Source organism: Brevundimonas sp. ALps5 (assembly GCF_058681645.1).
In genome coordinates this window covers 1,769,580-1,792,798 of record NZ_CM178744.1, presented here as the reverse complement: position 1 = coordinate 1,792,798, position 23,219 = coordinate 1,769,580, and the positions used below count along the sequence as shown (strand labels likewise).

Below are 23,219 nucleotides of genomic sequence, written 5' to 3'. Positions count from 1 at the left end.
TTCGAGGAATTTCATGACCATTCGTTTGAGGACGGCGACACGCGCGTCTGCTTGTCAGCCGCCCCGTGTCCGCCTGCCGCGCGTCACGACGCGGCGAGCCGAGGCTTCGGCGCCCACCCGGTGCCGTGAGCTAACCGCAAGCTGGGCGATCCTTCCCGCTTCCGTTCTGCTCCTGAGCGTCTGGACCGCGCCGGCCCAGGCTGACCCCCAGACGTTCGACGAGGCCCTGGCCCGCGCGGCGTTCAGCGCACCCAGTCTGCGCGCCAGCGCATTGGGTGTCGACGCCGCTCGTGCGGCCGTTCCGGCAGCGGGGCTTCTGCCGGACCCCCGGCTCTCCGTCGGTCTCGACGGATATCCGGTGACCGGGCCGTTCGCGGGGCAATTCGATGAAGACTTCACCATGCTCAGGATCGGCGTCGAGCAGGAGGTGCCCAGCCGCGCGCGTCGTCGCGCCGAGCGAGACATCGCCGAGGCGGCGATCGGCGTCGCCGGCGCTGAGGAGTCCGTCGCGCGACGAGAGGTCCGGGTCGCCGTGGGCCTTGCGTGGATCGACCTGTTCTATGCCGAACGCCGCTTTGCGGCGTTGGAAGAGCTGCTGGCGACGTTGCAACCCCTGTGGGACGCCGCCCCGGCCGGAGTCGCGTCCGGCGCCTATCGGCCCGCCAACGCTCTCGGGCCCGTTCAGCTCAAAGCCGATCTTGACGATCGCCGCAGCAGTCTCGCCGCCGACATCGAGAAGGCGCGAGCCGAACTCGCCCGGTGGACGGGCGACGCCGATCCCGAGACGGTTGGCCCGCCGCCGCAGGACGATCTCGACCTGACCGCCTTGCGGAACGGCATCGCCCAGCTGCCGACCGTGCGGGCCTATGGAGCCGCCGCGCGCCGCGCCGAAGCCGAGGTCGACCTGGCCCGCGCCGGACGTCGCCCGGACTGGTCGTTCCAAGCCAGCTACGCCCGCCGCGATGAGCGGTTCGGCGATCTGTTCTCCGTCGGAGCGAGCGTGCGGCTGCCGATCTTTCCCGGTCGAAGGCAGGATCCCGTCATCGCCGCGCGCGCCGCTGATGCGCTGCGGGTCACCGCCGAGCGTGAGGACGCTGAGCGCGTGTTGACCGCGTCGCTGCGAAGCGCCCTGGCCGAATACGCGACCGCTCACGATCAATGGGTCCGGTCGCGCGACGTCGTTCTGCCCAGTGTCCTTCAGCGTTCCGATCTCGAAACCGCGAGCTATGCGGCGGGTCGGGCGGGCATCGTTGAAGTTCTCGAAGCCTTCACCGCCGTGGCCAACGCCCGGCTCGACACGCTCGATCGCGAGGCCGCCGTGATGCGTCAAGTGGTCGAGATCACTCTCACCTATGGGAACGACGACCGATGAACGCCCTTCGCAACAAACGCCTGGGCATCGCCATGGGCGCGCTTCTTTTGGTCGGGGTCGGCGTCGGGGCCGGCATCGTCGTCGCTCCGCGGCTGGATGGGGCCGGCGGTGAGACCGCCGAGGGGGGAGGGGAGCGCGAGATCCTCTATTGGTACGATCCCATGGTTCCAAACGAACGCTACCCGGGGCCGGGGAAGTCGTCCATGAACATGGAGACCATCCCCAAATATGCCGATGAGGGGGGAACGACCGCCACCCCCGGCGTTCGAATCGATCCGGCGCTGGCCCAGAATTTGGGGGTCCGGTATGCCACGGCTCGCCGTGGCGACCTTGAGGGCGATCTGAGCGCCACGGCGGTGGTCGATTACAATGAACGCGACATCGCCGTGGTCCAGTCGCGGGCCGACGGCTTCGTGCAGCGAGTCTACAACCGCGCGCCGGGCGATGTCATCGCTGCGGGCGCGCCTCTGGTCGATTTGCTCATCCCGACCTGGGGCGGCGCCCAGACGGAATATCTGGCCGTACGGCGCACCGGCAACACGCCCCTGATCCAGGCGGCGCGGCAGCGACTGGTGCTGATGGGCATGTCCGAGAGCCTGATCGCCTCGGTGGAGCGCAGCGGGCGGGCGCGAAACACGATCACGATCTCAACGCCCACTGGCGGCGTGATCAAGACCCTGGGCGTGCGCGCCGGCATGAGCGTGACCCAAGGCATGACCTTGGCCGAGATCAACGGCCTGGCCACCGTCTGGGTCAATGCCGCCATCCCGGAGGCGCTGGGGAGCCGGCTAAGGGTCGGACAGTCCGTCGAGGTGGCTTTGACCGCGTTCCCGGGAGAGCGGTTCACGGGTCGTCTGACCGCCCTGTTGCCGGAACTCGTCGGCGACAGCCGCACGGTCACGGGACGGATCGAAATGGCCAATCGCGGGGGCCGTTTGCGCCCCGGCATGTTCGGCCGGATCACCTTCGGCGGCGGTTCGACGACGGCGTTGCTCGTGCCGACCGAGGCGGTGATCCGAACGGGTGAACGGGACATTGTCATGCTCGCCCGGCCGGAAGGCCGGTATCAACCGGCCGAGGTCCGTGTCGGGCGAGAAGCCGGGGGGCAAACCGAGATCCTCGCCGGTCTCAGGGAAGGCGAACGGATCGTCGCGTCGGGGCAGTTCCTGATCGATTCCGAAGCCAGCCTGTCAGGCGTAACGGCGCGGCCGATCGGCCCGACGTCCCGGCCCGCCACCGCCGCCCCAACGGGCGCATCCATGGCCGCGCCCGCCTCGCGCGGGAGGTCGAGCCAATGATCGCCGCGGTCATTCGCGCCTCGGTCAAGGGGCGCTTCCTCGTCCTTATGGCCGCCGTCGCCCTGCTCGCCGCCGGCCTGTTCGCGGTTCGCAGTACGCCGGTCGACGCCTTGCCGGACCTGTCGGACGTGCAGGTCATCATTCGCACCAGCTACCCGGGGCAGGCGCCCCAGATCGTCGAGAACCAGGTCACCTATCCTCTGGCGACCACCATGCTGTCCGTACCCGGCGCGCGAACGGTTCGAGGCTATTCCTTCTTCGGCGACAGCTTCGTCTATGTGCTGTTCGAAGATGGGACGGACCTCTACTGGGCGCGTTCCCGGGTCCTCGAATACCTCAGCCAGGTGCAGGCGCGGCTTCCCGCGACCGCCCAACCGGCACTTGGTCCGGACGCCACCGGCGTAGGCTGGGTCTATGAATACGCCCTGGTCGATCGCACAGGCCGCAACGATCTGGCGCAATTGCGAAGCCTGCAGGATTGGTTCCTCCGCTACGAGCTGAAGACCGTGCCGGGGGTCGCCGAGGTCGCCAGCCTGGGCGGCATGGTGCGGCAATACCAGGTGGTGCTCGACCCCGTCAGGCTCGCGTCCTACGGCGTCACCCATCAGGCGGTGGTGGACGCTCTCCAGCGCGCCAACGGCGAGACGGGCGGCTCGGTGCTCCAGCTCGCCGAAGCCGAATACATGATCCGCGCCAACGGCTATCTGACCGAGCTCGACGACTTCCGGGCCGTGCCGCTCCGCACGGCGGCTGGAGGCGTGCCGATCAGCCTCGGGGATGTCGCGACCATCCAGATCGGCCCGGAGATGAGACGCGGCATAGCCGAGCTCAACGGCGAAGGCGAGGTCGCGGGCGGCGTCGTCATCCTTCGATCCGGCGCAAACGCCCGCGCCACGATCGCGGCCGTGACCGAGAAACTCGAGACGCTCAAAGCCGGACTGCCCCCGGGAGTCGAAGTGGTGACGACCTACGATCGCTCGCAGCTCATCGACCGGGCGATCGACAATCTGAGCGGCAAGCTGATCGAGGAGTTCATAGTCGTCGCCCTGGTCTGCGGCCTGTTCCTCTGGCACGCCCGGTCGGCGCTGGTCGCCATCCTGACCCTGCCGCTGGGCGTCCTGGCGGCCTTCCTGATCATGAATCTTCAGGGCGTGAACGCCAACATCATGTCGCTGGGCGGCATCGCCATCGCCATCGGCGCCATGGTGGATGCGGCGGTGGTCATGATCGAGAACGCCCACAAACACATCGAACGATGGGAACACGATCACCCGGATGAAAAGCTGGCGGGCGAAGATCGCTGGAAGGTCATCACCGAGGCGGCCGTGGAGGTCGGCCCCGCGCTGTTCCTGAGCCTGCTGATCATCACCCTGTCGTTCATCCCGGTGTTCAGCCTGCAGGCCCAGGAGGGCCGGCTGTTCGCGCCCCTAGCCTTTACCAAGAGCTATGCGATGGCGGCGGCGGCGATCCTGTCCATCACTCTCGTGCCGGTTCTGATGGGCTATCTGATCCGCGGACGGATCCCGGCCGAACAGAGCAATCCGATCAATCGCTGGCTCACGCGCATCTATCGCGGGCCATTGGACTGGGTGCTGCATCATCCCAGAAAGACCTTGGTGGCAGCCTTGCTGATCTTCGCCACCACCGCCTGGCCTCTTAGCCAGCTCGGCGGCGAATTCATGCCGGCGATGGACGAGGGCGACCTGCTGTATATGCCTTCGGCCCAGCCGGGTCTCTCCCCGGCCAAGGCCGCGGAACTGCTGCAACAGACGGACCGGATGATCCGCACCGTGCCCGAAGTGGCGACCGTGTTCGGCAAGGCGGGCCGGGCGGAAACCGCCACGGATCCGGCTCCGCTGGAGATGTTCGAGACCACCATCCAGTTCAAGCCGCGCGATGAATGGCGGCCGGGCATGACCCCGGAAAAACTGATCGAAGAACTCGATCGCGCGGTTCAGGTCCCCGGACTGTCCAACGTCTGGGTCCCTCCCATCCGAAATCGCATCGACATGCTGGCGACGGGCATCAAGAGCCCCGTCGGCGTCAAGGTGTCCGGCTCTGACCTGGCCGCGATGGACCGTATCGCGGCCCAGGTGGCCGATGTCGCCAGGACCGTACCGGGCGTGACCTCCGCCTTGGCCGAACGCCTGACCGGCGGGCGTTATGTCGACATCGACATCGACCGGCGCGCGGCGGCCCGCTACGGCCTGAACATCGCCGATGTCCAATCGATCGTATCGGGCGCCGTGGGCGGCGAGACGATCGGACAGACGGTGGAGGGGCTCGCCCGCTATCCGATCAGCGTCCGTTACCCGAGAGAATTGCGCGACAGTCTGGAGCAACTGCGCGCCCTGCCGATGCTGACGCCGTCGGGCCAGCAGATCACCCTTGGCACGGTCACCAATATCCAGATCGCGGACGGCCCGCCGATGCTCAAGTCCGAGAACGGCAGGCTGACCACCTGGGTCTATGTCGACACTCGGGGGCGCGACCTCGCGTCTGTCGTCGCCGATCTGCGTCAGGCGGTCGCCAGCGAGGTGGATCTCGCGCCGGGCGTCAGCATCGCCTACTCCGGCCAGTTCGAATATCTGGAACGGGCGGCCGAGCGGCTAAAGATCGTGGTTCCGGCCACGCTCGTGATCATCTTCATCCTGCTCTATCTGACCTTCGGGCGCTTCGACGAAGCCCTCCTCATCATGGGCACCCTGCCATTCGCCCTGACCGGCGGCTTCTGGTTGCTCTATCTGATGGGCTTCGATCAGTCGGTCGCGACCGGGGTTGGCTTCATCGCCCTCGCTGGCCTGTCGGCGGAGTTCGGCGTCGTGATGCTGATCTATCTCAAACATGCGCTGAAGGATCGAGGACCTGATCCCGACCGGGAGCAGGTCGAGGAGGCCGTTCGCGAGGGCGCCCTTCTGCGGGTCCGGCCCAAGGCGATGACGGTCGCCGTGATCTTGGGCGGTCTGTTCCCGATCCTGATCGGCCACGGCGCGGGGTCGGAGATCATGACCCGGATCGCGGCGCCAGTCATTGGCGGCATGATCACCGCGCCCCTCCTGTCGATGCTCGTCATCCCAGCCGGCTATCTCCTCCTGAGACGCCGGAAATCACGTCCCACCCAAACCCCCACCCAAGGAGCTACCCTATGAAAAACCTGTTCGTGAAGTCGGCCAGGCTCGCCCTCGGCCTGAGCCTGTCAGCCGGGGCGGTCATTGCCCTGGCGGCCTGCAGTCAGCAGCCGGCGACGGAGACGGAAACCCCAGCCGCCACCGGTTCCGCCGTTGCCCCCGCGGCGCCCGCGGAGATGGACGCCATGTCGTCGGCGGCCGGAGAGGAGTCCGCGACCGCGCGCGGGGTGATTTCGGCCATCGACGCGGAGGGCGGCAAGATCACGATCGAGCACGAGCCGATCGCCAGTCTGGAATGGCCCGCGATGACCATGGGCTTCGCGGCGTCACCCGCCCTGATTGACCAGGCGAAGGTCGGCGACCGGGTCGAGTTTGATCTGGTCGTTACAGGCAGCGCGGGCGAAGTGAAGGCGATTCGGCCGCAGTAATCCCCTGCTGCCGGACTGTCGTCGCACGGGGCGGCGGCGTCCGGGTTGACGACGCGGCGGGGAACCTTTGGCTTCTCCGCCGCGTCGAGCCTTTATGGGTTCAGCAGACGGCTTCAAAGCGGCGTGAAGATGGACAGTGCCGACTGTCCGAGTTGTTTCGGTCCGAACCCGAATGGGCTTCGAGGCGGCGCTCGGCGCGGGGATGTCGTGCGAACAAGCCGAACCGTGGACTGAGGGACCGCAGCGTTGGAACTCGCCTTGGAGTACCCGAGTTCGATCTTGAAGGAGGTGGGTGACATGAGCGACATGAACGGAATGCCCTCAAGGTCGGGCGAGGCACGCCTGTCGTGCCTGCTGAGGTCCATCGATCTGACTCCTCAACGACGGGCGCCCGCGTCGGATCTTCTTGGGCGGTCCCGCCGGGGCTCGGTGGCCGCCGCCCTGCTGCTGGTGCTCCTGGTGGTCGCCGTCGTGAGCTGGCGAATCGGTCCCGCCGGCGTGGCGTCCGGGGCGCGGGAAGAGCGCCTCGAGGACGACGCCGACGAGCCCGCGCGATCCGACCGCCGCGACGAGCGAGATCGCCGCGGCCGATCCGGGGGCCGGGACCGTGACTGACCCCATCCGGCGTCGTTTCCCGCCTGTGGCGCGCCGGTGAGCCCTGACGGCGCCTGGCGCGGGGGTCTGCAGATCGGCCCGGGCTGGGCGCGGTGGCGCGGCGCGGTCGGCGACAACGCGCTTCACCGGCACCTCGCGGCGCAGGCGGTGTTCGCCGACCGGCCGATCGCCGTCGAGACTGCGGGCGGCCGCGTCCTTCGCGCCACGGCGTTTCTCGTCGATCCGCTCGTGGGCCATCGGCTCGGCGCCGCGGCGCAGGCCGAGATCCTGTTTTTCGAGCCGGGAAGTCTGGGCGTGGAGGCGCGCGCGGCGCTTCGGGCCGTGCTCGTCCGCGCGTCCAGCGCCCACGTGCTGGCGGCCGAGGGCCGTCGGCGGTTCTGGTCGGACCAGGCGGGCGGAGCCGGAGGCGAGCCGGCCGCGCCCGCGGTGTCCTGGATGGCCGGCGTCCTGACGTTCATCGACGCCGCGCTCTCGGAAGGCCCCGTGCGGCTCGATGCGGCTGCGGGCCGCGCGGGTTTGTCGGCCGACCGGTTCCGTCACGTCTTCGCCGAAGCGCAAGGCTTGTCGTTCAAGCGGTTCGTCCTCTGGCGGCGGCTGCAGCTTGCGGCGACACTGCTGGCGGGCGGGGTCGACGTGACCACCGCCGCCCATGAGGCCGGCTTCTCCGACGGCGCGCACCTCGCGCGGACGATGAAGGCGATGTTCGGGGTGCAGCCGCGGCGCCTGGTCCCCTCCGGCTGAGCAGCCGCTTCGTTCAAGCGGCGAGCCCGAATCCAGGCGATGCTCGTCGCCATGAACCAGGACAGAGACTTCGTCCCCGCGCTCGGTCGCCACGAGCTCACCGGCGCCTACGACAGGGTGCTGGCCGTCATGACCCGGGAGCGTCGCTGGCGGTGCGCCCTGCTGTCGGAAGCCGATCCGCAGCCTGGCGAGACAATCCTCGACGTCGGCTGCGGCACCGGGACCTTCGCGATCCAGCTCAAGACGGCGTCGCCGGGATCGCGCCTCATCGGCGTCGATCCCGACAAGGCGGTGCTGGAGATCGCGCGCGACAAGGCTCGCCGGGCCGGGGTCCACGTGGAATGGCGAGCCGGCTACGGGGACGCGCTGACCGCGATCCTGCCGGGCGCGGCCGCGGACAAGGTGGTCTCGAGCCTGGTGCTGCATCAATGCCCGATGCCCGTGAAGCGGGCGATCCTCGCCGCCTGCCTGGGCGCGCTTCGACCCGGCGGCCGGCTGCATATGGCCGACGCCGGCCGCCAGGCGAATCCCTTGATGCGCCTGCTCTTCCGGCAGGTTCAGATGCTGGACGGCTTCGAGCACACCGAGCCCAATGCGCTCGGCGTGCTCCCGGACCTCATGCGCGAAGCCGGCTTCGAGGCCGTGAGCGAGACGCGGCGGATTCCCACCCCGACCGGGTCGATCTCCCTCTACGCGGCCGTGCGGCCGTAGGCCGCCGTCGGGGGCGCCGCGACGCCCTCGACAGCGAGCTCCGCCTGCCCGCGATGACGGCGGGCCCGAGCTCGGGCGGCCGCGGCGCGCGACGGAGGGCGCAACTTGCCGGGCGCCGGGCCGCTCCTGTACCGGTCGACGCCAAAGGAGGCCGAGCGCATGAACTCTATTCCAACCGGGCGCAGGGGTTCGTGCGTGTGGCGGTTTGCACGCCGCGCATCGCCGTGGCCGATCCGGCGGCCAACCTCCTCGAGACCCTGAAACTGGCGCGGGAGGGACACGCCCGCGGCGCCGACCTCATGCTGTTTCCGGAGCTGGGCCTGTCCGCCTATGCGATCGACGACCTCCTGCTCCAGGACGCCCTCCTTCAGGCGGTGAACGCCGCGCTCGCCGAGCTCGTGCAGGCGAGCCGGGACCTGCAGCCGGTGCTGGTGGTGGGAGCGCCCCTCGTCCGCAACGGACGGCTCTACAATTGCGCCGTCGCCCTCGCCCGGGGCCGCGTCCTGGGGGTCGTGCCCAAGAGCTTCCTTCCGAACTATCGGGAGTATTACGAGAACCGCTGGTTCGCCCCCGGCGCCGGCGTGCGCGGCCTGGACATCGCCGTCGCCGGGCAGAGGGCGCCGTTCGGGACCGACCTGATCATCGAGGCCAGCGACGTCCCGGACTTCGTCTTCCACATGGAGCTCTGCGAGGACTTCTGGGCCGCCACCCCGCCCTCGACCCTGGCGGCGCTGGCGGGAGCCACCCTGCTCTGCAACCTGTCGGCGTCCAACATCGTGGTCGGCAAGGCCGACGAGCGCGCGCTGCTCTGCGCCTCGCAGTCGATGCGATGCCAGGCCGCCTACCTCTACGCCGCGGCCGGGCCCGGCGAGAGCACCACCGACCTGGCCTGGGACGGGCAGGCGACCATCCACGAGCTCGGCCGTCTGCTGGCCGCGACCCGCCGCTTCCCGGACGTCGCCCAGATGGCCGTGGCGGACGTGGACGTCGAACGCATGCGCCTCGAGCGGCTGCGGACGCCCACCTTCAACAACGCCGCCGCCGCCGCCGGCCACCCCGAGCACGCTTTCCGGCGGATCGCCTTCGAGCATGCGGCGGAGCACGTCGATATCGGGCTGCTGCGGCCGCACGACCGGTTTCCGTTCGTGCCGGACGATCCGGCCCGGCTGGACCAGGATTGCTATGAAGCCTTCAACATCCAGGTGCAGGGCCTCGCCAAGCGCCTCGACGCGGCGGGCGTCAGGCGCGTCGTGGTCGGCGTCTCCGGCGGCCTCGACTCCACCCACGCCCTGATGGTCGCGGCGAAGGCCTTCGACGCCCTGGGCCGTCCGCGCACGGACATCCTGGGCTTCACCATGCCCGGCTTCGCCACCAGCGAGGGCACCAAGCGCAACGCCTGGGCCCTGATGCGAAGCCTCGGGGTGACGGGCGAAGAGATCGACATCCGGCCCGCGGCGCGGACGATGCTGGAGGCGATCGGCCACCCGTTCGCCCGCGGCGAACCGGTCTACGACGTCACCTTCGAAAACGTCCAGGCCGGGCTGAGGAGCGACTTCCTGTTCCGGCTCGCCAACCAGCGCGAGGGCCTGGTGCTCGGCACAGGCAACCTGTCCGAGTCGGCGCTGGGCTGGCAGACCTACGGCGTCGGCGATCACATGAGCCACTACAACGTCAACGGCTCGGTCCCCAAGACCCTCATCCAGCACCTGATCCGCTGGGTCGCGGCCACCGGGCAGTTGGACGAGGCGGCCTCGGCGACCTTGCTTGGCGTGCTGGGCACGGAGATCTCGCCCGAGCTGGTGCCGCAGGCCGCCGCGGACGCGCTTCAGAGCACGCAGTCCAGGATCGGGCCCTACGAACTGCAGGATTTCAACCTGTTCTACCTGACGCGCTACGGCCTGCGTCCCTCCAAGGTCGCCTTCCTGGCCTGGCACGCTTGGCGGGATCTCGAGGCGGGGGCGTGGCCGGCCCACTTCCCGGCCGCCTCGCGCGCCGCCTATGATCTGCCGACGATCAAGCAATGGCTGGAGGTGTTTGTCACCCGGTTTTTCGCCCTCAGCCAGTTCAAGCGCTCCGCCATGCCGAACGGCCCCAAGGTGATTTCGGGCGGCAACCTTTCGCCGCGCGGCGACTGGCGGGCGCCCTCGGACGCGAGCGCCCGGGTCTGGCTGGACGACCTGAAGCGCAATGTCCCATAGTTCGCCCCGCACGACGCCCCGCCGGTTTTCGGGCCAGGGCGGTCTGCTCGCGTCCTGGGGGCGCCAGGCCTGACGGCGGCCCGCGACATCGTCAGCGTCGTCAACGCCCGGCGATCCGGCTAGGATCGTCGCCTCGCTCGCCAGGATGCCGTCATGCCCGCCTCTTCGCCCTCCCCCTCCCGACGCGCCCTTCTGACGGCGCTGCCGGCCCTCGCCTTCGCCGGCCCGGCCCTCGCCGCGCCGCCGAAGCGGATGACCGCCTACAAGACGCCCTGGTGCGGCTGCTGCGGCGGCTGGATCGCGCACATGCGCCAGGCCGGCTGGACCGTCGAGGTCGTCGAGCGCGAGGATCTGGCTCCGATCCGGGCGCAGCACGGCGTTCCGGACCGGCTGGCCTCGTGTCACACGGCGGTGGTCGGCGCCTACGCCATCGAAGGCCACGTCCCCGCCGGCGATGTCGATCGGCTGCTCAGCGAACGCCCCGCCGCCAGGGCCTTGAGCGCGCCCGGCATGCCGGCGGGCTCGCCGGGCATGGAGGCCGCCGGCCGCGAACCCTATACGACGGTGCTGATCCTCAACGACGGCTCGACCCGCGTGTTCGGCCGACACAACGGCACCTGACCGCCGACCCGCGGCCGGAGGGCGTCAGGCGACCGGTTCACGGCCTGTCGGGTTGGCCCGCCCCAGCCGCTTCCGCCGGGTCGTCGCCGCCATCGGCGCCTCGCGAAAAGTCAGCCTGATGCGGGTGACCGCCGTGCTGGGCGCGATACTCGGCCGGGCTGAGACCCCTGCCCGTCATATGGAGCTTCGGCGGCGTCGCGGGAGCGTCCGGATCAGTCTCGCCGCGGGTCCTCGCGGTGTCGGGGCGCTCGCCATCGACATCCGGTTGATCGCCAGTCTGTTCGCCCATGACACCCTGCGCTCCGCTCCGGCGTCGCTTGCCGTGTCGGGATGCAATCCGCGAGCGGAGGCAGGGTTGCGCGGCGCCGGATAATCCCTGACCTTCGCTGGCCAGGGGCTGACCCGGATCCCTCCCGGCGCGGCCCTTCGAGCCCGGCTCTCTCCCGTCAGGCCTGTCGACGCGGCGTCCAGCGCAGCAGGCGCATGGCGTTGGCCGTGACCAGGACCGTGGCTCCGGTGTCGGCGAGGATGGCGGGCCACAGGCCCGTCACTCCGATCACGGTGGTGACCAGGAAGACGGCCTTCAATCCCAAGGCGATGGTTATGTTTTGCCGGATATTGCCCATCACCCCGCGGGACAGGGCGATCATGTCGGGAATGTCCCTGACCCGGCCGCGCAGGACGGCGGCGTCCGCGGTCTCCAGGGCCACGTCGGTGCCGCCGCCCATGGCGATGCCGACATCCGCCTGGGCCAGGGCCGGGGCGTCGTTGATGCCGTCCCCGACCTTGGCGACCACCAGACCTTCGGCCTGGAGCGCCTTGACGATCACCAGCTTGTCCTGCGGCAGCAGTTCGGCCCGGGGCTCGATGCCCAGCCCGGCGGCGACCGCCTCCGCCGTGCGGCGATTGTCGCCCGTCAGCATGACGGTGCGGATGCCCCGCGCCTTCAGGTCGGCCAGACCCTGGACCGCATCGGGCCGCGCCTCGTCACGCATGGCGAGGAACCCGGCCACCCCGCCTGCGGCGACAAGGACGGACACCGTCTTGCCCTCGGCGTTGAGGGCGGCGATGGCTGCGTCCTGGGCTGGCGAGATCGGCGCGCGCCGGGCCGCGGCCTGCGGCGAGCCGAGGAATATGCGTTCGCCGCCGACCTCGCCTTCGACGCCCTCCCCCGCAATGGCCTGGGTGGCCGACGCCGGCGGCGCCGTGATCTCATCCGCCTCGGCTCGGGCCAGGATGGCGAGGGCCAGCGGATGGCTTGATCCCGTCTCCAGCGCGGCCGCCAGGGTCAGCAGGGCGGAGGCGTCCCGCGTCCCGGCGACGACGTCGGTGACGACGGGCTTGCCGGCGGTCAAGGTCCCCGTCTTGTCGAAGGCGATCGCGGTGATCTTGCCGAGCGTTTCCAGCACGGCCCCGCCCTTCATTAGCAGGCCGCGCCGGGCGCCCGCCGACAGGCCGGCGGCGATGGCGGCCGGCGTGGATATGACCAGGGCGCAGGGGCAGCCGATCAGCAGCACGGCGAGGCCCTTGTAGATCCATTCGCTCCACGTTCCGCCGAACAGCAGCGGCGGCGTGACCGCGACGAGGGCGGCGAACACGAGCACGCCCGGCGTGTAGATTTTCGAGAAGCGGTCGATGAACCGTTCGGTCGGAGATTTCGATTCCTGCGCCTCCTCGACGAGACGCACCATCCGGGCGATGGTGTTGTCCGAGGCCGAGGCCGTCACGCGCACCCGCAGGACGCTGCCGCCGTTGATCGTGCCGGCGAACACAGGATCGCCCACGACCTTGCGTTTGGGCACGCTCTCGCCCGTCACCGGGGCCTCGTCGAGGTCTCCCGCGCCCTCGATGATCTCGCCATCCGCGGGAACGCGGTCTCCGGGCCGGACCAGGATGACCGCGCCCACCGCCACGGTCTCGGCGGCGACTTCCGTGGTCACGCCGTCCACCTCGACGAAGGCGGTCTTGGGCACGAGGGCGGCGAGCCCCTGGATGCTCTTGCGCGCGCGTCCGGCCGCCACCCCTTCCAGCATTTCGCCGACGAGGAACAGCAGGACGACGGCGGCGGCCTCTTCCGCGGCCCCGATGAAGACGGCGCCGACGGCGGCGATGGTCATCAGCATTTCGATGGAGAAGGGCGTGCCGTGGCGCGCCGCCGAAAAGGCGCGCGACGCGATCGGAATCAACCCCACGGCCAGGGCGGCGAGGAAGGCGTATCGTTCGAGGGAGGGGAACAGCGTGCCCAGTCCATAGGCGGACAGCAGCGCCAGGCCGCAGAGCGCGGTGAGGCGCGCCTTCCCGGTCCACCACCACGGGGCGCCCCCGGCCCCGGCGGCCGCCGGAGGCGGGCCGGCCGGCGCCGCAACGGATCCGGACGTCGGCGAGGCCGCTTCCCCGCTGTAGCCCAGGTTGCGCAGTTGCTGCAGGACCGCTTCGTCAGCGAGGTCTCCGTCATGCCTGATCTTCAGCACGCCGGTCTGCACCGCCACCGACACGTCCTCGACGCCCGGCAGCCTGCGGATCGCCGTGTCGATCTTGCGGCCGCAGCTGGCGCAATCCATCCCGGTCACCCGGTATCGGCTTTCGAGGGTTTGCGCCGTCATGTCTGTTCCTTGTGATCTCTACAGGGCAAGGCTACCTCCTCCAGCGACTGTAGATGCAAGCTAAAAATGAGCGCGCCGTTCGGTTGGAGTGAAGGGCGCCGTCCGCTGAACCTGGAGGCCGGGCCCAGCCCGTTGATGACCTCGCCTTGTCCGCACGACCGGGAGACCGCGCCGCCGACGGCGGCACAGGTGGAACGCGCTTTGGGCGCAGCCGCCGCCCGCGTGGCCGCCGCTGGGGACAGGCTGACGCGCCCCCGGCGCAGGGTGCTGGAGCTCCTGCTTATCGCGGGCTCTCCGGCCAAGGCCTATGATCTCGTGGCGACGTATCACCGGGAGGCCCGCGTCGCGAAGCCTGCGACGGTCTATCGGGCGCTGCAGTTCCTCGAGACCCGAGGACTGGTTCATCGTCTTTCCACCCTCAAATCCTACGTGGCCTGCGATCCCGAGCGGCCCGGCGCGCCGGCCCTTTACCTGCTGTGCGACTGCTGCGGCTCCTGTCGCGAGGTTCCCGCGCCCGACCTGGCTGCGCTGAACGCGGCCGCGACAGCGGCGGGCTACGAGATCGAACGGATCACGCTCGAAGGCCAGGGTCTGTGTTCGGCTTGCCGCCCGCCGCGCCCCGGCGCCGCCCGGGATCCGGTCCTCCAGACGGAGCCGGAGGCGGCCGCGGGGTCCGGGCCCGCAAGCATTGAGCCGCGCCCCTGATCAAGCCCGCGGCGGGTCGATGACGGCCTGGCCCGGGCGCCCGGCCGCGGCGACGCCGGGGCCCGCGGCCAGTTCCATGGCCCGTTCGGTGGCGGCGGCCGACATTCGGGTCGCCCCCCCCCGTCGGGACGGACTAAGCCAGGTCTGGACCGGTCGGTCGAAGCCGTAGCGAAACACGGCGGCGGCCACGAACGCCCCGACCAAGCCGATCGCCCACAGGACCCAGCGAACGCCGGACGACCACGCCTCCTGTCCAAGGGCGTCGAGCAGGCCGAACCAGACGATGCGGCTCACCTCATTCGTGAGGAACATCGAGAACGACATTAGGGCCAGATGCTCGATCAGCCGTGAAGGACTGCGCACCGGCACGGCGCCGGCGGCCCAGATGATCACGGTCATCAGGCCGAGCGACACCAGGCTGAAGGCGCCGAAGGCCTGCAGCCCCACGAGCGCGAAGGCGGCGGCGAGGCCGATCGCCCTGGCCCGGTGCGGCGCGACACAGACCCGCGAACCGTAGAAGGCCGCCGCGACTCCGAGCAGGAAGAGCGGCAGGGCGCGCAGGATGCCGTAGCGCATCGGCAGGCGGTAGATCGGATCGCCGAGCCACAGCGAGGCGGCGATATCGGCGGCGACGACGAGGAGCGTCGCGCCGATCACCATTGCGACCGGCGGCCAGCGCCACAGGGCGCGGCAGATCCAGGGCAGCAGGAGATAGCAGCCGATCAGGGCCGAGAGGGTCCAGGTCGGGGCGTTCCACCCCTGCCCGCCCGGCACGCCATAGGCCTGGACCAGTAGCACCTGCGCGGGCAGTTGCGACCAGTCGAACCAGCGCGGATTGCTGGGCGCGATCCCGGCCAGGGCGGCGCCGCCGACGAGCAGCACCAGGACGAGGCTGACCGCCAGGTGGGCCGGAATGACCCGCAGCAGGCGCTGGCGCGCATAGGCGCGCAGCGAGGCCTGTCCGGACGCGAGGCGATCACCGTAGATGCGGGCCAGGACATAGCCGGAGTCGATGATGAAGAAGTCGGTGAGCAGATAGCCGCGCTCGAAGACTGGATGCAATTGTCCGAGAGGCACAGGCGCGGCCTCGCGGAAATGGTAGAGGATGATCAGCGCCCCTACGATAAAACGCAGCGCGTCCAGCCAGCCGCCGCGCGCGATCCGGACGGGGCGAGGCGATGGCTCGGTCAGCGCGGCTTCGGGCATTCAGTCAGCCTTCCGTGGCGCAGACTTGGCGGCGGCGCTGCGGTGCTCATGTGGACGCAGGACGATCTGGTCTCGCGAAGCGTAGAGGACGGCCGTTCCCAAAACCCAAACGACGACCAAGCCTCCGACGACCATCAGTCCGGGCCTATCGCGGGGTCCAAACACAAACGAGCAGCCGATCACGCCGCCCAGAATGGCCCCGTAACCAAAATGCAGCGGCACCTTGTGTGCGCCCAGCAGCAGAAGGGCCATGCAGAAGACCAGGCCTCCTGCGAACAGGCTGACCCCGATGGCGACGAGCGTATCGAGCACGGGCCGTGGCTTCAGCGGGCGCGCCTGGAGCCGCCGCCTACCTCGTTGGCGATAGCGGCCTTCCCGCCAACGAATGCTCCGGCCGCGCACGGTGAAGCGTTTGCCGGCCATGCGTCAGGGCCTTGCGTTGGGCGCGGGCGTGTCCTCATGGCGCGCAAGAAGGATTCTCATCCGGACAATTTCGGATTCCTGGGCCGCAATGATCTCATCGGCCAGATTACGCACGTCGCGGGCTTCGCCATGCTCGACGGCGACCTTGGCCATTGCGAGCGCACCCTCGTGGTGGGCGATCATTCCGCGCAGGAAGTCGATGTCGGCGTCGCCCGTGTAGTTGATGCTCATGGCCTGGTGCATCTTCGCGCTGGCCTCGCGATAGGCGCGAGTCGATGGGCTGTCCGTGGTCTCGCCAGCGTGGCTTGCCTCGGTGTCGCTCGGGCGAGAGTCAGCCGCCGACGGCGCCGCAGGGACCTCGCGGGTTTGCCGCGAGATCATCCCGAAGGCGAAGACCGACAGGGCGAGAAAGACGGCGATGACGGAAATCCATCCGAAACGCTTCATGACGATGTCCTCGAGAGAGCCGGCGGGGCCACGGGGGCGGCCGGGATTGCACTGGGAAGGATGGGCGCCGTTCGGTCGCGGTAGCCGAGCAGGCGCAGAGCGTTGAACACCACCAGCAGGGTCGACCCCTCGTGGAGCGCCACGGCAGGGCCGATGCCAAGGCCGAGGATCGTCGCCGGCACAAGGAAGGCGACGATTCCGAGACTGACGTAGAGATTCTGGAGAATGATGCGCCGCGTCTGTCGGCTGAGACCGACGGTGAAGGGCAGCTGCGACAGGTCGTCGGACATCAAGGCGACGTCGGCGGTCTCAAGCGCAACATCGGAGCCAGCCGCGCCCATCGCGATACCGACGGTCGCCGTGGCCATGGCCGGGGCGTCGTTCACCCCGTCGCCGACCATGGCAATCTTGCCGTCAGCGCGAAGGCGTTTGATGGCGTCGACCTTGTCCTCGGGCATGAGGTCGCCCCAAGCCTCTGTCAGGCCGACCTGTCCGGCGATCGCCTGTGCGGCCTTCTGGTGATCGCCCGAGATCATGATCATTCGCCCGATGCCGAGGGCGCGAAGAGCGGTCAGCGTCGGCCGCGCTGCTGGGCGAGGCGTATCAAGAAGCCCAATGACACCGAGATCGCGCGTGCCGCGTCGCACCACCATCAGGGTTCGCCCCTGCAGTCGCAACTGAGCGACGACAGAGGTTGTTTCGTCGCCGAGCGGCGCTACGCCGTCGACGCCGAACATCTCCGGCTTCCCTATCCAGATCGTCTCGCCGTGCAGCTGGGCGGTCACGCCCTTGCCCGTCAGGCTCTTGAGGTCGATCGCGGCCGGGATGATCGTATCGCGCAAGCGTGCGCCACCGTCGCGCGCGATGGCCTCCGCCAACGGGTGGTCGCTGAGCCGTTCGACCGCCACAGCGACCGCCAGAAGATCGCCCTCCTTCGTCCCGCGCACCGTCATGACGTCGGTGATCCGCGGCCGTCCCTCGGTCAGGGTGCCGGTCTTGTCGAAGGCGATGGCGTTGAGCGAGCCGAGGTTCTCCAACGGCGCGCCGCCCTTGATCAGGACACCGGCGCGCGCCGCACGGGCGACGCCCGAGAGGACGGCGCTCGGGGTGGCGATGGCGAGCGCGCAAGGACTCGCGGCGACCAGCACGGCCATGGCGCGATAGAAGCTGTCGCGGAACGGCTCATCGACGACGACCCAGGCGAACAGCAGGACAAAGGCGAGCGCCAGCACCACAGGCACGAAGATGCGTTCGAACCTGTCCGTGAAGCGCTGGGTCGGCGACTTCTGCGTCTCGGCCTCACTCACCATCCGAACCACCTTGGCCAGGGTGGTGTCGCTCGATGTGCGGGTCGTCTCAATCTCGATGGCGCCTGAGCCATTGATGGTGCCCGCGAAGACGAGAGACGGCGATCCGACCTGGGCCGGTCTCGCCCGCGCCGCCTCGGGATCCGCGACGGGCTGCTTGTCGACAGGCATGCTTTCGCCGGTCACGGGGGCTTGGTTGATGCTTGTGGTGCCGACCACGACAAAGCCATCAGCGGGCAGTCGTTCGTTTGGACGCACCACCACGGTGTCGCCGACGACCAAATCTTCGACAGGCAATTCGACGACCTGCCCGTCGCGTCGCACATGGGCTGTCCGGGGGGCAAGCTCGGCCAGGGCCTCGATCGCGCGTTTGGCGCGGCCCATGGCGTAGTGTTCGAGCGCGTGGCCGATGCTGAACAGAAACAGCAGGAGAGCGCCTTCGGCCCAGGCCCCGAGCGCCGCCGCACCTGCGGCTGCGACGAGCATCAAGGTATCGATCTCGAAGCGCTTCTGGCGGAGGTTCTCGAACGCTTCTCGCACCGTAAAAAAGCCGCCGAAGATGTAGGCGATCAGGAAGAGGGCGAGGGGAATCCAAGCGGGAAGGCCCGTTGCGAGTTTCTCGAGGGCGAATCCAAGGCCCAGAGCAAGGCCACTTGTCAGGGCGAAGATCAGCTCCGTATTGGAGCCTAGAACGCCACCGTGATCGTGCTCCTCGGACTTGGTGTGGAGATGGTCCGGCAGTGTTGTGCTGGTCATAAATAGGGTCCCGTTGCGGGTTGGGAATCGCGGCTGCTTGCGGCGACCGCCGCGATCGAGGGGGCGGGATAGCGACACGGGCGAAGGCGCGCCGGGCCAGCGGGTTCCAGCGCGATCCGCTCGCAGGTGGTCATCCCGGTTCTCCCGACCTCAGGGCACGGGCACGACGGCATTAAAGCCCCCGAGCCGCTGGAGCTGCTCAATCGCTTCGAAAAGCGGAAGCGCTAGGAGAAAGACGAAGCCGTCGCGCACCGTGCGGACGAAGAATACCGGCCGGATCATGATTTCCGCCTCGTCGCGCCATAGGGAGAGCTTGGGCAGGAACCGAGGGGTGCGCTCACGGTAAGCTTGGTAGTCGTGTCCAAAGGCGTCGGAGAGGAAGCGTTCTTCGCGGCCGACCACGATGCGAAACACCACCCAGCAGGCTAATCCGAAGACCAAACCGACGCTAAGGCTGCCGGACTGGGCGCCGATGCCAAACGCGCCGATGAAGCTGAAGACGTACAGCGGATTGCGGCTGACCGAATACGGTCCTGCGGATATGATCTCCTGTTTCTTGCGGCCACCGATGTAAAGGGAACACCAAGCCCGACCGATGATGCAAACCATGATGGCGATCAGGCCCAGATGCTCGACAGGATGTTCGAGCAAGGGCCAGGATGTGACGAGCGCCGCGCAGACGACAAGAAGCAGGCCCCCGACGAGAATGCCCGCCTTGCGCCATCGTTGAACGGATTGGATATCGACCGCTGATCGACAGGCGTCATCAGGGGGCGAGGAGCCGGACAAAGCGGGGCTTGCGGGCTTGGAGACGCTGTCGGAGGGCTCGAGCGGCATCATTGCCCCTCCCCCTCAGCCGGACGATCCTTAGCCGCATCGCGCAGGATATCCACGCCGCCCTTCAACGCGATGGCGGCCACGAGGACGCCGACGACGAGGTCCGGCCACGCCTGGCCGAGCCAGAGCACCAGGGCCCCGGCGACGAGGATTCCCCCGTTGGAGGCGAAGTCGTTAAAGCTGAACGTCTCGGCAGCCTTCATGTTGACGTCGCCGCTGTGCTGACGGCGGATCAACTGCAGGCAGATCAGGTTGATGATCGCTGCGACGACCGAGAGTCCCATCATGGTCGGGCCGATCGGTTCGGTCCCGATGAGGAATCGACGACCCGCGTCCAGAAGGACGCCAGCGCCGAAGATAAGGAGCATGACGCCCGAGAGGCGCGCCGCCCCCCGCTTCCACGAACCAGGCCGACCGATCGCGAGAAAGCTGATCAGATAGACAGCAGCGTCCGAGGCGTTGTCCACTGCATTGGCCAGCAGAGCGCTGGAATCGGCGGACAAGCCGCCGATCCCGAGCGCTAATGCCAGGCCCGCGTTGAGCGCGAGAACCGTCAGCAACGTGCGTCGCTGCTGACGGTCATCCTGAGTGCGAGCAATCAATCCTCAACCCCCTCGTCCTTGCGATGACGCACCGCCTTGGCCGCGAAGGTCGGCAGGACCAGCAGGGTCAGGGCCGTCGCGGTCAGAAGGCCGCCGATGACGACCGTCGCCAGAGGCTTCTGAACCTCGGCCCCCGCGCCGTGGGCGAGCGCCATCGGGATGAAGCCGACAATGGCGACCAAGGCTGTCGTCAACACCGCACGCAATCGGCTGGACGCCCCTTCGATCGCCGCGTCCCGGGGCGCGAGCCCCGCCTGCAATCGCTCGCGAATGGCCTGCATCAAAACAAGTCCGTTCAGGGTCGCCACACCCGAGACGGCGATGAAGCCAACGGCCGCAGACACCGAGAACGGCATCCCTCGCATGAGAAGCGCCAAGGCGCCGCCGATCAAGGCCAAGGGCACGCAGGCGAAGACCAGCCCAGCCTCGGAGAACGACCCCAGAGCCATAAACAGCAGCACACCGATCAGGACGAAGACGATCGGAATAACCAGGCCCAGCCGTTGTTCGGCCCGTTTGAGGTTCTCGAACTGACCGCCCCAGGTCAGGCGGACGCCCGGCGGGAGCTGGATTTGGTCCACCTTGGTTTGTGCGTCGGTGACGAAGCCGCCCAGATCCCGGCCGCGAACGTTGGCCTGGACCACCATCCGTCGGCTACCGTCGTTGCGGCTGATCTGGTTCGGCCCCTCGGCGCTTTGGATACGGGCTACCGAAGACAGCGGCACGGTTACGCCTGTCGAAGAGACGATCGGCAGGGCCGCGAGCGCCGCCGGATCGTTGCGCGCATCGTCCGGAAGACGGACGACGACGTCGAAGCGACGGTCGCCCTCGAAAATCCGGCCGGCCTCCGCGCCGCCGATGGCGGCCGAGACCGCTTCAGAAACGTCGGCTGCGGACAGGCCGTAGCTGGCCGCCGCGAACCGATCGACGCTGACCGTGAGCGTCGGCAAGCCCGACGCTTGTTCGACGCGAACGTCGGCGGAGCCGGTGGTCTGCCGCAGTACGCCGGCCACCTCATCAGCGACCCGCTGCATGGTGTCGAAGTCATCGCCGTAGACCATGACCGCGAGGTCGGTCCGGACCCCGGAAATGAGTTCGTTGAAGCGGAGCTCGATGGGTTGGCTGAACTCGAAATTATTCCCGATCTGTTGGTTGGCGAGCTCTTCGAACCGCTCGAGCAAGGCTTCCTTCTCGAGACCTGAATCCGGCCAGTCCTTGCGGTCCTTCAGAACGATGACGCTGTCCGAAATGTTGGGCGGCATCGGGTCGACGGCAGCCTCGGCGGTGCCGGTCCTGGAGAACATGGTCTCGACTTCCGGCTGGGCGGTGATGACCCGTTCCAACGCCATCTGCATGGCGAGGGACTGTTCCAGCGACGCCGAGGGAACACGCAGCGCCTGCATGGCGATGTCGCCCTCGTCCAGAGTGGGGATGAACTCCCGTCCCAGGGACGAGAAGGCCAGACCACCGACAACAACCGCGCCGAGTGCCGAGATCAGCACGATCTTAGGACGATCGACGGCGGCGCGGATGGCCGGCTGGATCCAACGCCGCGCGTGGCGGAGCAGGAAGGTCTCATGTTCGTGGGCTTGGCCGTGTTCGTCGGTCTCGACCTTCTTGGGGTCCCGCACCAGCAGGGCCGTCATGGCCGGAACGAAGGTGAAGGAGAAGATGAAGGCGCCGACGAGCGCCAGCATGACCGTTGCGCCCATGGGGACGAACGTCTTGCCCTCGACGCCCTCGAGCATCAGCAAGGGGGTGAAGACGAGCAGGATAATCAGCTGACCGAAGGCGGCTGGCTTGACCATCTTGCGAGCTGCGGCCACGGCGACATCAAGGCGTTCCCGACGGGTCAGAGCCCGTCCCAGATCGATCCGCCGCTGCGACAGCATCAACAAGGTGCTTTCAACGACGATGACCGCCCCATCGACCAGAAGGCCGAAGTCCAGCGCGCCCAAGCTCATCAGGTTTCCACTGATGCCAAACCTATTCATGCCGATGACGGCGAACAGGAAGCTGATCGGGATCATCAAGGCCGTGATGCTGGCCGCACGAATGTTTCCGAGCAGCAGGAACAGCACGACGATGACCAGAAGGGCGCCCTCGGTGAGGTTGCGGGCCACGGTCGAGATGGTCGAGTTGACCAGGGCGCTACGGTCAAGGACCGTCACCGCCTCGATCCCTGCGGGCAGAGTCTTGCGAACCTCATCGAGTCGCTCCCCGGCCGCCTGGGCCACGGTGCGGCTGTTGCCGCCCGCGATCATCAGCGCCGTTCCGAGCACGGCCTCGTGGCCGTCACGGCTGGCGCCGCCCAGGCGCGGAGCCTGGCCGATCTCGACCGTGGCGACATCGGCGACCCGCACGATCAGGCCGTTCCGGTTGACGACCGGCGCCTGAGCCAGATCTTCCACGGTGGAGGCCAAGGCGTCGGTGCGGACCGTCAGAGCTTCGCCAGCGCGCTGGATATAGCCTGCGCCGGCCTGAGTGTTGGCGCGATCGAGGGCCTGGATAAGGTCGCCCATGCCCAGGCCGTAGGCGGAAAGGCGCGCCGCGTCCGGACGGACCGCATACTCCTTCACATAGCCGCCGACGGTGTCGACGCCGGCGAGACCGGGGGCGGTCCGCATTTGCGGCGCGACGATCCAGTCCTGCACGGTGCGCAGATAGGTGGCGCGCTGCTGCGGGGTCGAAAGCAGATCGCCTTCGGGCGTCAGATAGGCTCCGCCCGCCTGCCAGCCCGGCTCGCCAGGCTTGGCGAGGTTCTGACTGTTGAATGGCTTGTAGTCGATCGTCCACATCAGCACTTCACCGAGGCCCGTGGTGATCGGGGCCATGGTCGGCTCCACCCCGTCAGGCATGGCCTCCCGGGCGCCCGCGAGCCGTTCGGCGACCTGCTGGCGCGCAAAATAGATGTCGGTCTGGTCGGTAAAGATGACCGTGACCTGGCTGAAGCCGTTTCGGCTGAGGGATCGGGTCGTGGTCAGGCCGGGAATGCCGGCCATGGCGGTTTCAATCGGGTAGGTGACCTGTCGTTCGATCTGTTCAGGCGCGAGCGCCGGAGCGACCGTGGTCACCTGGACCTGGCGATTGGTGATATCCGGCACGGCGTCGATGGGAAGCCGTGTCAGCTCGAGGAGTCCGTAGGCCGCGACAAGCGCCGTGGCGAGAACCACGAACCATCGGAATTTGACCGAGAGTTCGATGATGAATTTGAACATGCG

19 protein-coding genes are annotated in these 23,219 nt (G+C 68.5%); 11 read left to right on the top strand and 8 right to left on the bottom strand.

The window, feature by feature from the left end:
• The first annotated feature begins 13 nt into the window (after positions 1-13).
• From ACW172_RS08650 to ACW172_RS08605, 10 genes are all read left to right on the top strand, one after another.
• A complete protein-coding gene (locus ACW172_RS08650) occupies positions 14-1,372 on the top strand; it encodes a TolC family protein (RefSeq protein ID WP_135194144.1) in 1,359 nt (452 codons plus the stop codon).
• On the top strand, positions 1,369-2,670 hold the full coding sequence (locus ACW172_RS08645) for an efflux RND transporter periplasmic adaptor subunit (protein WP_112863185.1): 1,302 nt from the start codon (positions 1,369-1,371) through the stop codon (positions 2,668-2,670). Before ACW172_RS08650 ends, ACW172_RS08645 begins: the two co-directional genes overlap by 4 nt.
• Positions 2,667-5,819: an efflux RND transporter permease subunit gene (locus ACW172_RS08640; protein ID WP_112863184.1), complete on the top strand. Its 3,153-nt coding sequence runs from the start codon at positions 2,667-2,669 to the stop codon at positions 5,817-5,819. Before ACW172_RS08645 ends, ACW172_RS08640 begins: the two co-directional genes overlap by 4 nt.
• Positions 5,816-6,226: a copper-binding protein gene (locus tag ACW172_RS08635; protein ID WP_035307582.1), complete on the top strand. Its 411-nt coding sequence runs from the start codon at positions 5,816-5,818 to the stop codon at positions 6,224-6,226. Before ACW172_RS08640 ends, ACW172_RS08635 begins: the two co-directional genes overlap by 4 nt.
• 297 nt (positions 6,227-6,523) lie before the next feature.
• Positions 6,524-6,841, top strand: coding sequence for a hypothetical protein (locus ACW172_RS08630; RefSeq protein ID WP_135194148.1), 318 nt, complete (start codon positions 6,524-6,526; stop codon positions 6,839-6,841).
• 36 nt (positions 6,842-6,877) lie between these two features.
• Positions 6,878-7,582 (top strand): helix-turn-helix transcriptional regulator, encoded by a 705-nt coding sequence (locus tag ACW172_RS08625; protein ID WP_052004914.1) that lies wholly within the window; start codon positions 6,878-6,880, stop codon positions 7,580-7,582.
• A 39-nt stretch (positions 7,583-7,621) separates the two neighbouring features.
• On the top strand, positions 7,622-8,293 hold the full coding sequence (locus tag ACW172_RS08620; RefSeq protein ID WP_230307678.1) for a class I SAM-dependent methyltransferase: 672 nt from the start codon (positions 7,622-7,624) through the stop codon (positions 8,291-8,293).
• Between the two features lie 191 nt (positions 8,294-8,484).
• On the top strand, positions 8,485-10,491 hold the full coding sequence (locus tag ACW172_RS08615; protein ID WP_230307679.1) for an NAD(+) synthase: 2,007 nt from the start codon (positions 8,485-8,487) through the stop codon (positions 10,489-10,491).
• A gap of 153 nt (positions 10,492-10,644) precedes the next feature.
• The gene (locus ACW172_RS08610; protein ID WP_035307575.1) at positions 10,645-11,112 is read left to right on the top strand and encodes a DUF411 domain-containing protein; all 468 of its coding nucleotides are present in this window, start codon (positions 10,645-10,647) and stop codon (positions 11,110-11,112) included.
• A 52-nt stretch (positions 11,113-11,164) separates the two neighbouring features.
• Entirely contained in the window at positions 11,165-11,485 is a 321-nt protein-coding gene (locus ACW172_RS08605) for a hypothetical protein (protein WP_035307574.1), read from the top strand.
• Between the two features lie 73 nt (positions 11,486-11,558).
• Here ACW172_RS08605 and ACW172_RS08600 read toward each other — a convergent pair whose 3' ends face one another.
• Positions 11,559-13,715 (bottom strand): heavy metal translocating P-type ATPase, encoded by a 2,157-nt coding sequence (locus ACW172_RS08600; protein ID WP_183197508.1) that lies wholly within the window; start codon positions 13,713-13,715, stop codon positions 11,559-11,561.
• Positions 13,716-13,781: 66 nt separating this feature from the next.
• Between ACW172_RS08600 and ACW172_RS08595 the strand changes: the two genes are divergently transcribed.
• The gene (locus ACW172_RS08595) at positions 13,782-14,420 is read left to right on the top strand and encodes a Fur family transcriptional regulator (protein ID WP_240612159.1); all 639 of its coding nucleotides are present in this window, start codon (positions 13,782-13,784) and stop codon (positions 14,418-14,420) included.
• Here ACW172_RS08595 and ACW172_RS08590 read toward each other — a convergent pair whose 3' ends face one another.
• From ACW172_RS08590 to ACW172_RS08560, 7 genes are all read right to left on the bottom strand, one after another.
• Positions 14,421-15,626 carry an acyltransferase family protein gene (locus tag ACW172_RS08590; RefSeq protein WP_105625181.1) on the bottom strand — a complete coding sequence of 402 codons (1,206 nt, stop codon included), beginning with the start codon at positions 15,624-15,626 and terminating at the stop codon, positions 14,421-14,423.
• A complete protein-coding gene (locus ACW172_RS08585) occupies positions 15,627-16,049 on the bottom strand; it encodes a hypothetical protein (RefSeq protein WP_112863181.1) in 423 nt (140 codons plus the stop codon).
• A 3-nt stretch (positions 16,050-16,052) separates the two neighbouring features.
• Positions 16,053-16,496, bottom strand: coding sequence for a CopM family metallochaperone (copM, locus tag ACW172_RS08580; RefSeq protein WP_088582518.1), 444 nt, complete (start codon positions 16,494-16,496; stop codon positions 16,053-16,055).
• Entirely contained in the window at positions 16,493-18,559 is a 2,067-nt protein-coding gene (locus tag ACW172_RS08575) for a heavy metal translocating P-type ATPase (protein ID WP_088582519.1), read from the bottom strand. Before ACW172_RS08575 ends, copM begins: the two co-directional genes overlap by 4 nt.
• 150 nt (positions 18,560-18,709) lie before the next feature.
• Complete coding sequence (locus ACW172_RS08570; RefSeq protein ID WP_008264189.1) at positions 18,710-19,399, bottom strand: methyltransferase family protein; 690 nt, start codon at positions 19,397-19,399, stop codon at positions 18,710-18,712.
• Complete coding sequence (locus ACW172_RS08565) at positions 19,396-19,956, bottom strand: cation efflux transmembrane domain-containing protein (RefSeq protein WP_008261511.1); 561 nt, start codon at positions 19,954-19,956, stop codon at positions 19,396-19,398. The genes ACW172_RS08570 and ACW172_RS08565 overlap by 4 nt, the downstream gene beginning before the upstream one ends.
• 38 nt (positions 19,957-19,994) lie before the next feature.
• A complete protein-coding gene (locus ACW172_RS08560) occupies positions 19,995-23,216 on the bottom strand; it encodes an efflux RND transporter permease subunit (RefSeq protein ID WP_112863180.1) in 3,222 nt (1,073 codons plus the stop codon).
• Between the last annotated feature and the right edge of the window lie 3 nt (positions 23,217-23,219).

Bases quoted from the DNA above. Each gene is read 5' to 3' on its own strand.
- ACW172_RS08600 (WP_183197508.1), bottom strand. From the start codon at position 13,715: ATGACGGCGCAAACCCTCGAAAGCCGATACCGGGTGACCGGGATGGAT.
- ACW172_RS08650 (WP_135194144.1), top strand. From the start codon at position 14: ATGACCATTCGTTTGAGGACGGCGACACGCGCGTCTGCTTGTCAGCCG.
- ACW172_RS08645 (WP_112863185.1), top strand. From the start codon at position 1,369: ATGAACGCCCTTCGCAACAAACGCCTGGGCATCGCCATGGGCGCGCTT.
- ACW172_RS08630 (WP_135194148.1), top strand. From the start codon at position 6,524: ATGAGCGACATGAACGGAATGCCCTCAAGGTCGGGCGAGGCACGCCTG.
- ACW172_RS08570 (WP_008264189.1), bottom strand. From the start codon at position 19,399: ATGATGCCGCTCGAGCCCTCCGACAGCGTCTCCAAGCCCGCAAGCCCC.
- ACW172_RS08575 (WP_088582519.1), bottom strand. From the start codon at position 18,559: ATGACCAGCACAACACTGCCGGACCATCTCCACACCAAGTCCGAGGAG.
- ACW172_RS08595 (WP_240612159.1), top strand. From the start codon at position 13,782: ATGAGCGCGCCGTTCGGTTGGAGTGAAGGGCGCCGTCCGCTGAACCTG.
- copM (WP_088582518.1), bottom strand. From the start codon at position 16,496: ATGAAGCGTTTCGGATGGATTTCCGTCATCGCCGTCTTTCTCGCCCTG.
- ACW172_RS08585 (WP_112863181.1), bottom strand. From the start codon at position 16,049: ATGGCCGGCAAACGCTTCACCGTGCGCGGCCGGAGCATTCGTTGGCGG.
- ACW172_RS08610 (WP_035307575.1), top strand. From the start codon at position 10,645: ATGCCCGCCTCTTCGCCCTCCCCCTCCCGACGCGCCCTTCTGACGGCG.
- ACW172_RS08560 (WP_112863180.1), bottom strand. From the start codon at position 23,216: ATGTTCAAATTCATCATCGAACTCTCGGTCAAATTCCGATGGTTCGTG.
- ACW172_RS08590 (WP_105625181.1), bottom strand. From the start codon at position 15,626: ATGCCCGAAGCCGCGCTGACCGAGCCATCGCCTCGCCCCGTCCGGATC.
- ACW172_RS08635 (WP_035307582.1), top strand. From the start codon at position 5,816: ATGAAAAACCTGTTCGTGAAGTCGGCCAGGCTCGCCCTCGGCCTGAGC.
- ACW172_RS08620 (WP_230307678.1), top strand. From the start codon at position 7,622: ATGCTCGTCGCCATGAACCAGGACAGAGACTTCGTCCCCGCGCTCGGT.
- ACW172_RS08640 (WP_112863184.1), top strand. From the start codon at position 2,667: ATGATCGCCGCGGTCATTCGCGCCTCGGTCAAGGGGCGCTTCCTCGTC.